Raw genomic sequence first — 7,660 nt, forward strand, 5'->3', positions numbered from 1 at the left:
CATTGCCGTCGTGCAGCAGCAGAATGTCGCGCGGGGCAAGGCCGTCGAGCAGTCGCTGCGTCACCACCTGCGGATCGCGCTCGCGCGTGTCGTAGCCGCGCCGCGTCCACGCCGCGAGCCGCAAATCGAGTTTGCGCAGCACGGGCTCGAGAAAGATGTTGCGCAACCCCGCCGGCGCGCGGAAGAACATGGGCCGCTCACCGCTCAATGACTCGAAGGTGCGCTGCGCAGCGTCGATCTCGCGTGTGAGTGCGCCCGGGAACGTGATCGAAAACGTATGCACGTGAACCTGCGAATGGTTTTCGAGCATATGGCCGCGCGCGACGATTTCGCGTGTGAGATCCGGATAGCGCTGCGCTTTCGCGCCGATACAGAAGAAGGTGGCGCGCACAGCGAAAGCGTCGAGCAGATCGAGCACTTGCGGTGTGACGACCGGGTCGGGACCGTCGTCGATGGTCAGTGCGATCGCGTCTGCGTTAAGCGCACCTTCTGGCAGGCGCGTCCAGTTCGGGCCCAGCAGCGAAGTGCGCGGCAACAGGCCGGCCACCGTGAAAATAGCGTGATTCGCGAAGATCCCGGCCAGCCACCACGGCCATGCGGCGGGCGTCAGCAGCCATCCGGCCAGCACGAAAATGTGCCAGGCGGCGGTGGCCGTGAGCATCGCGGGATAGCCGGTGCGCGGCCAGCGGCGTTGTGGCGCCGACCGGGCGCCCTGCGGCGGCGTGGAGAGTTTCATAATGCGTGCTTCCTGTCTTCCTTCCTCCGTCCTGGGAAGGCCTTGAATCGCGCGTAACGCGCAACAGCAAACGATACCATTGATGCGTCGTTCGACGCTGTTGCGAAGGGTAACCATAAGTAATGAAAGCACGCTGAAAGACGTTATGCTTCGCGATGGCGGCCGCGACGTTGCGTTTGTGATGGGCGATCGGCTGTTGTATGGTGCTAAGGCCAAAAAACGGAGCAGGAGACGCACTGTGACAGGAACGGGAATCAGGAAAGTCGCGCTGGTGACGGGCGCGGGCAGCGGCATCGGTCGAGCCTGTGCGCTCAAGCTGCTGGAGCATGGTTATAGCGTCGTACTCGCGGGCCGTCGCCAGGCGCCGCTCGACGCCGTGGTCGAAGAAGCACGGGAACTCGGCGGCGACGCACTCGCCGTGGCCTGCGACGTGACGGACGCCGATAGCGTCGCCGCGCTGTTCGACACGATCCGCGCGCGGCTAGGCCGGCTCGACGTGCTGTTCAATAACGCGGGCCGCAACGGCTCGCCTGTGGATATCGACGAACTCGCTATCGACGAATGGCGCTCGGTGGTCGACACCAATCTCACCGGCGTATTTCTCTGCACACGTGCCGCCTTCGGTCTGATGAAAAAGCAGACGCCACGGGGCGGCCGCATCATCAACAATGGATCGATTTCCGCGCATGCGCCGCGGCCGAACAGCATCGCCTACACGGCGACCAAGCACGCGATTACCGGTATGACGAAAGCGGTTTCGCTCGACGGTCGCAAATACGACATCGTCTGCGGGCAGATCGACATCGGCAATGCCGCGACGGAAATGGCCGAGCGGATGGCGCGCGGCGTGCCGCAGGCGAATGGCGAAATCGCGGTCGAGCCGTTGATGGACGTGCAGCACGTCGCCGACGCGGTGCTGCATATGGCGGAATTGCCGCTGTCGGCGAATGTGCAGTTCATGACCATCATGGCGAGCAAGATGCCGTTCGTCGGCAGGGGCTGAGCGCGGCGCCGGGCATCGTCGCATGGGCGGGTTGAAGGAAACGGTTAGGACGGGAATGGAACGCGCGGGCTTAGGTCGCGAGCCGCCGCCACGCGTAGCGCGGGAGATCAAATTATACTGAGTGCTTCCGCGTTTTCGCAAAAAGCCATTCGCCGTGCCCCGAGCCACACCCAAGGACGACCCGCAGCCGGTGCCGCCCGTGCAGCCCGACCTCGACGATTGTTGTCATAGCGGCTGCAATCCGTGTGTCTTCGATCTCTACGATGAAGCACTCGAGCGCTATCAGTCAGCGCTCGCCGAGTGGCAAGCGCGGCAGGCGGCGCTGAAGGCGCGAACGGCACGAACGGTGCATGCACGGCAGAGCAAAGCGCGCACGCGCCGCTGAACGGCGTTTCCGGTTTTACGCCAAGGCCACAGCCATACAACGTCTCCGTCATGACCGACCTTCCGCCCGCGCACATCGAACCCTTCAACGAATCGCACACGCTGGACGATCTGCATACGTTCGTGCAGCGTTATCCGCGTCTGTTCGTGCTGACCGGCGCGGGCATCAGCACCGACTCCGGTATTCCAGGCTATCGCGACGACAACGGCGAATGGAAGCGTTCGCCGCCGATCACCCTGCAGGAATTTCTCGGCACGATGGCGATGCGCCAGCGCTATTGGGCTCGCAGCATGGTCGGTTGGCCGGTAGTGGCCGATGCGCAGCCGAATGCCGCGCATGTCGCATTGGCGCGGCTCGAGGCAGTGGGCCATGTGCCGACGCTCGTCACGCAGAACGTCGACGGTTTGCATCAGCGGGCGGGCAGCCGCGAGGTGATCGAACTGCATGGCGGCATTGACGGCGTGACGTGTCTGGACTGCGGAATGCAGCATTCGCGTGCGTCGATCCAGCAGACGCTCGAAGCCGACAATCCCGCGTTGCTGAACGTCACCGCCGAAACCGCCGCCGACGGCGACGCGCATCTGGAGTGGCATGATCTCGAATCTTTCCGCATTCCGGCGTGCACGAATTGCGGCGGGTTGCTGAAACCCGCAGTGGTGTTCTTCGGCGAAAGCGTGCCGCGCGAGCGTGTCGAAGCGGCTTCGCATGCGCTCGACGCGGCGGATGCGGTGCTGGTGGTCGGCTCCTCGCTGATGGTCTATTCGGGCTACCGCTTCTGCGTGTGGGCGCAGAAGCAGGGTAAGCCGATCGTCGCGATCAATCTGGGGCGCACGCGCGCGGATGCGTTGCTGTCGCTGAAAATCGCCGCGCCCTGTGCCGATACGCTGACCGCGCTGGCGGGCCGTCTTGCGTTGGGCTGAACAGGCCGCCCGAACCGGTCGCCCGAGTTGCCCGAGCCACGCGCGGTCCGCGTAAATCGCCGATAATCCCAGTCCGAATCTCGCTCCACGCAGCACCGCCCTCACTAAAAGCAACCGCCACACAAAAGGTCCGCCGATGTTGACGACGATCGAACAGCTCGAAGCAATCTACGGTCAGCCCCACGAGCGGGCAGTGCGCAAAGAAATTCCCTACGTCAACGAAGACTATCGCGCGTTCATCGAAGTCGCGCCCTTCGTTGTGCTCGCTACCGCCGGTCCCGAAGGCCTCGACTGTTCACCGCGCGGCGACGCGCCGGGCTTCGTGCGTGTGATCGACGAACGCACGCTCGCGCTGCCGGACCGCATCGGCAACAATCGCATCGACAGTCTGCGCAATATCATCGCCGAGCCGCATCTGGCGCTGCTGTTCGTCATTCCGGGCGTCGGCGAAAGTTTGCGCGTGAACGGCCGCGGCCGTATTTCCAACGATCCGGAATTGCTGGACAGTTTCGCCGTCGAAGGTAAACCGCCGCGCACTGTGCTGCTGATCGACGTCGATGCGGTGTACTTTCATTGCTCGAAGGCGCTGGTGCGCTCGAAGCTGTGGGATCCGACGCGTCATGTCGAACGCTCGCGCCTGCCGAGTGCGGGCGAGATCCATCGGCGCATCAATGGCGCGAGTTTCGACGCCGCGACCTACGACCGTGAACTCGCCGAACGCGTGCGCACGGCCCTGTACTGAAACAAAGTGAACATGACTGATTCCCATCCGGCGCTGCGACAACGCTCGCCGTCAGCGGAACGCAATCGCGAACCGATCCTTGCTGTATTGCGCGAGGTGCTGCCCACCACCGGCCGCGTGCTGGAAATCGCGAGCGGCACGGGACAGCACGCTATCTGCTTTGCCCGCGCGATGCCTGGGCTTGACTGGCAACCGAGCGATCTCGATGCGGATGCGCGTGCGTCGATTGTCGCGTGGATCGCGCACGAAGGGCTGGCGAACGTGCGTGCACCACTCGCCCTCGATGTGCATCAGGAGGATTGGGGCGTGCAAACGCTGCATACGCTCGATAAGCTCGACGCCGTAGTCTGTATCAACATGATTCACATCTCGCCGTGGAGCGCGACGCAGGCGCTGTTCGCCGGCGCGAGCCGTCGTCTTGCCGATGGCGGTGTACTGTATCTGTACGGTCCTTACAAACGGGGCGGCGCGCAGACTTCGCCGAGCAACGACGCGTTCGATCAACAATTGCGCAGCCGCGACCCCGCGTGGGGCGTGCGCGACATGGAAGCCGTGGTAGCGTTAGGCGCATCGGTCGGATTCGTGTGCGACGAGCCGATCTCGATGCCGGCGAATAATTTCAGCCTGGTTTTCAGGAAACGCCCGGACATCGCACGGGTCTGACAGACGTTCGGCTGTGCTAGGTGCCTGAGTGGCGTCGTGCGGTGCGTCATAAAGCGCATCACGAGGCGCCGCATAAAGTATCTAGCGAGGCACCGCATGCGGCGGAAGCCCCGCTCCTTGCGCGTCAGCGAGCGGCAAGCCGGCATTTCTTTTATCCTTTCACCCTCGACGTCCCGCCGACGTTCCTTCCGGCGCGGCGTCTCGACATTCATTGGACTCTGGAGAATTCACATGGGCAAACAGGCAATCGGCGTGGTGGGGCTGGCGGTCATGGGCCGCAATCTGGCGCTCAACATCGAAAGCCGCGGCCACGCGGTGTCGGTATTCAACCGTAGCCGTGAGAAAACCGACGAACTCATCGCCGAATATCCGGACAAGAAGCTGGTGCCGGCCTTCACGCTGGAAGAGTTCGTGGAGTCGCTGGAAAAACCGCGCCGCATTCTGCTGATGGTCAAGGCAGGCGAGCCGACCGACGCCACTATCGCGTCGCTCAAGCCGCTGCTGGACAAGGGCGACATCCTGATCGACGGCGGCAATACGCATTTCACCGACACCATCCGTCGCAATCAGGAACTGGCAAAAGCCGGCCTGCATTTCATCGGCACGGGGGTGTCGGGCGGCGAGGAAGGCGCACTGAAAGGCCCGTCGATCATGCCGGGCGGTCAGCGCGACGCCTATGACCTGGTTGCACCGATCCTCACTGAAATTGCCGCCAAAGCGCCGGACGGCGAACCGTGCGTTGCGTACATGGGGCCGGACGGTGCGGGCCACTTCGTGAAGATGGTGCACAACGGCATTGAATACGGCGACATGCAGCTGATCGCAGAGAGCTACGCAGTGCTCAAGCAGGTCGTCGGTCTGTCGAACGAAGAGTTGGGCAAGGTCTATACCGACTGGAATCAGGGTGAACTCGACAGCTATCTGATCGAAATTACTTCGAAGATTTTCGGCAAGAAAGACGAGGAAACCGGTAAGGACCTGGTCGACGTGATCCTGGATCGCGCGGCGCAGAAAGGCACGGGCAAGTGGACCAGCCAGAACGCGCTCGACCTCGGCGCGCCGCTGCCGCTGATCACGGAAGCCGTGTTCGCGCGCGTGCTGTCGTCGCTGAAGACGCAGCGCGTGGCCGCAAGCAAGGTGCTGGAAGGGCCTGCGGCCAAGCCGCTGGGTGCCGAGCGCGACGCGTTCATCGAGTCGGTGCGCCGTGCCCTGTACTTCAGCAAGGTGATTTCGTACGCGCAAGGCTTCGCGCAATTGCGGGCGGCGTCGGAAGAATATAAGTGGGATCTGGACTACGGCACGATCGCGAAGATTTTCCGCGCCGGCTGTATCATCCGCGCCCGCTTCCTGCAGAAGATCACGGACGCCTATTCGAAAGACAAGGCGATCGCCAATCTGCTGCTCGATCCGTACTTCCGCGACATCGCGAAGAACTATCAGTCGGCATTGCGCGAGGTGGTGATTGCCGCCATCAATGCGGGCGTGCCGGTGCCGGCATTCGCATCGGCCGTGGCGTATTTCGATGCATATCGTTCGGAACGCCTGCCGGCGAATCTCGTGCAGGCACAGCGCGATTTCTTCGGCGCGCATACGTTCGAGCGTGTCGACAAGCCGGGCAGCTTCCACGCGAACTGGAGCTAGGCGTTTGAACCGTGGCCCGATGTGCGCTTGCCACAAGGCGCGCCGGGCGACGCGACCGATTGAAATCGAGACGGGCAATTATTGCTCAAAGCTATTAGGCAAATAGCATAGCGGGGCGGCCAAGTCGCTTACTGTTGCGGAAATCGAAATAGAGTTTCGTCGTTTTAGGGGTTTCCCCTAGGTGTCGACGCTCCTAAACTTCTACTTATGCGCTACGGGACAACGAGCCCAAAGCGAATTAAAAACAAGTTCTGGAGGTTTACATCATGAAGACCCTTATCTCTGCAGTTGTCGTCGCCGCCGCTCTGGTCGCTCCTGTTGCTTCGTTTGCTCAATCGAACCAGCCGGTTACGCGCGCTGAAGTCCACGCCCAACTCGTGCAACTTGAAAAGGCCGGCTACAACCCGATCAGCGATCAGATCAACTATCCGGCTAACATTCAGGCCGCACAAGCACGTGTCGATGCACAGAACGGCACCGCTCAAGCTGTGAACAGCGGCTACGGCGCACCGATCGCCGGCAGCTCGCAAGCTGGCCGTCCGGTGAGCGGCAACGACCGTAACTCGGTTTACTTCGGCAACTAATTTGCGCCGAAGCTGATGCAAACGCCGCCTGGCTGACAGGCGGCGGGTAATAAAAAAACGCCGACCGGATTGCCGGGCGGCGTTTTGTCGTTTACGGCGCTGCTGGGCCGTAAGCTCGATTTCAAGGCACGATTCAACGATTCGGCAAATGCGGAATCCCTTCGTTGCTGGTCAGATTGAGTTGATGAATCTGCCGATGCGCCTTGTTCAGATGCGCCTGCGCGGCCACGCGTTGCGCCTCCAGTTGCGACACCTCCTTGTGCAACTGATGCTGACGGTTCGATACTGTCTGTTCCTGCGCGCCGCGCCGTTGCAGATCCGTGCGCAGCCGTTCGGCCTGCGCCTCGGAGCGCGCGATCATGCGCGCAAGCTGTTCGTTTTGCGCCTCGAGTTGCGCGCGGCGCGTTTCGCCGTCCGAGAGCCGTGTCGCCTGTTCCTCGAAGTGATGGAAGGCCGTTTCGGCGGCTTCGAGGTCCGCGGCTTTGAGCGCGCGCCACAGCGAACCGTCCTGATACAGCGCGACGTAGTACGCCAGTTCCTTCGCGTGAAAAAGCAGGCTCACCGAATAGGCGAAGCTGCGGAACACGCGGAACGGCGTCAGCGCTTCTTCTTCGGCGAGCCATTCGATTTCGGCGGTGTCGGCCATCTGCACGCCGCGCGCGCTGACCTGGGAGGGTACCACCGGCACCGGCCGTAGCGTCGTCACCGGCCGCGCCGGCTCAGCAGCCGGGATGGGCGCAGCAGCGGCGGTGGGTGTGACGCCGGCGGTCGCGGCCAGCGCCGCTTCCTCGCTGTCGTCGGGCGAGACGGTATCGGCGGCGTTCTCTCGCGCAACCTGCACGAGATGCGATGGGCCGGCCAGCACGCTGCGGCGGTTCAGGAGACTTTTCACGGCGGTTCCTCCGGTTGACTCGCCCTAAACCTTCAGACGGCGCCGACGGTCAAGCATGCCGGACAATCTGGCGGTGCGAGCGGTGAGCGAAAAG

General features: G+C 62.8%; 9 protein-coding genes. 7 read left to right on the plus strand and 2 right to left on the minus strand.

Going from position 1 to position 7,660, the window contains the following annotated elements; translation table 11 throughout:
- The coding region (locus VFE81_RS13620; RefSeq protein ID WP_325045098.1) for a polysaccharide deacetylase family protein at positions 1 to 736 on the minus strand (736 nt) is incomplete at its 3' end.
- Positions 737 to 974: 238 nt separating this feature from the next.
- Between VFE81_RS13620 and VFE81_RS13625 the strand changes: the two genes are divergently transcribed.
- The 7 genes from VFE81_RS13625 to VFE81_RS13655 all read left to right on the plus strand — a co-directional run bounded on the left by VFE81_RS13625 (position 975) and on the right by VFE81_RS13655 (position 6,674).
- A complete protein-coding gene (locus tag VFE81_RS13625) occupies positions 975 to 1,739 on the plus strand; it encodes an SDR family oxidoreductase (protein ID WP_325045099.1) in 765 nt (254 codons plus the stop codon).
- 154 nt (positions 1,740 to 1,893) lie between these two features.
- The gene (locus VFE81_RS13630; RefSeq protein WP_325045100.1) at positions 1,894 to 2,124 is read left to right on the plus strand and encodes an oxidoreductase-like domain-containing protein; all 231 of its coding nucleotides are present in this window, start codon (positions 1,894 to 1,896) and stop codon (positions 2,122 to 2,124) included.
- 50 nt (positions 2,125 to 2,174) lie between these two features.
- The gene (locus VFE81_RS13635) at positions 2,175 to 3,044 is read left to right on the plus strand and encodes an NAD-dependent protein deacetylase (RefSeq protein ID WP_325045101.1); all 870 of its coding nucleotides are present in this window, start codon (positions 2,175 to 2,177) and stop codon (positions 3,042 to 3,044) included.
- Positions 3,045 to 3,180: 136 nt separating this feature from the next.
- Positions 3,181 to 3,786, plus strand: coding sequence for a pyridoxamine 5'-phosphate oxidase family protein (locus VFE81_RS13640; RefSeq protein ID WP_325045102.1), 606 nt, complete (start codon positions 3,181 to 3,183; stop codon positions 3,784 to 3,786).
- Between the two features lie 12 nt (positions 3,787 to 3,798).
- Entirely contained in the window at positions 3,799 to 4,449 is a 651-nt protein-coding gene (locus VFE81_RS13645) for a DUF938 domain-containing protein (RefSeq protein ID WP_325045103.1), read from the plus strand.
- 231 nt (positions 4,450 to 4,680) lie between these two features.
- On the plus strand, positions 4,681 to 6,090 hold the full coding sequence (gene gndA / locus VFE81_RS13650) for an NADP-dependent phosphogluconate dehydrogenase (RefSeq protein ID WP_325045104.1): 1,410 nt from the start codon (positions 4,681 to 4,683) through the stop codon (positions 6,088 to 6,090).
- 266 nt (positions 6,091 to 6,356) lie between these two features.
- Positions 6,357 to 6,674 carry a DUF4148 domain-containing protein gene (locus VFE81_RS13655; protein WP_325045105.1) on the plus strand — a complete coding sequence of 106 codons (318 nt, stop codon included), beginning with the start codon at positions 6,357 to 6,359 and terminating at the stop codon, positions 6,672 to 6,674.
- Positions 6,675 to 6,807: 133 nt separating this feature from the next.
- Here VFE81_RS13655 and VFE81_RS13660 read toward each other — a convergent pair whose 3' ends face one another.
- Positions 6,808 to 7,566: a DUF2968 domain-containing protein gene (locus VFE81_RS13660; protein WP_325045106.1), complete on the minus strand. Its 759-nt coding sequence runs from the start codon at positions 7,564 to 7,566 to the stop codon at positions 6,808 to 6,810.
- Positions 7,567 to 7,660: the final 94 nt, after the last annotated feature.

Origin of the sequence: Paraburkholderia sp. (assembly GCF_035656215.1) — a bacterium.
Classification (GTDB): Bacteria; Pseudomonadota; Gammaproteobacteria; order Burkholderiales; family Burkholderiaceae; genus Paraburkholderia.

Excerpts from the sequence above, each read along its gene's own strand:
- VFE81_RS13640 (WP_325045102.1), top strand. The coding sequence starts at position 3,181 with ATGTTGACGACGATCGAACAGCTCGAAGCAATCTACGGTCAGCCCCAC.
- VFE81_RS13645 (WP_325045103.1), top strand. The coding sequence starts at position 3,799 with ATGACTGATTCCCATCCGGCGCTGCGACAACGCTCGCCGTCAGCGGAA.
- VFE81_RS13655 (WP_325045105.1), top strand. The coding sequence starts at position 6,357 with ATGAAGACCCTTATCTCTGCAGTTGTCGTCGCCGCCGCTCTGGTCGCT.
- gndA (WP_325045104.1), top strand. The coding sequence starts at position 4,681 with ATGGGCAAACAGGCAATCGGCGTGGTGGGGCTGGCGGTCATGGGCCGC.
- VFE81_RS13635 (WP_325045101.1), top strand. The coding sequence starts at position 2,175 with ATGACCGACCTTCCGCCCGCGCACATCGAACCCTTCAACGAATCGCAC.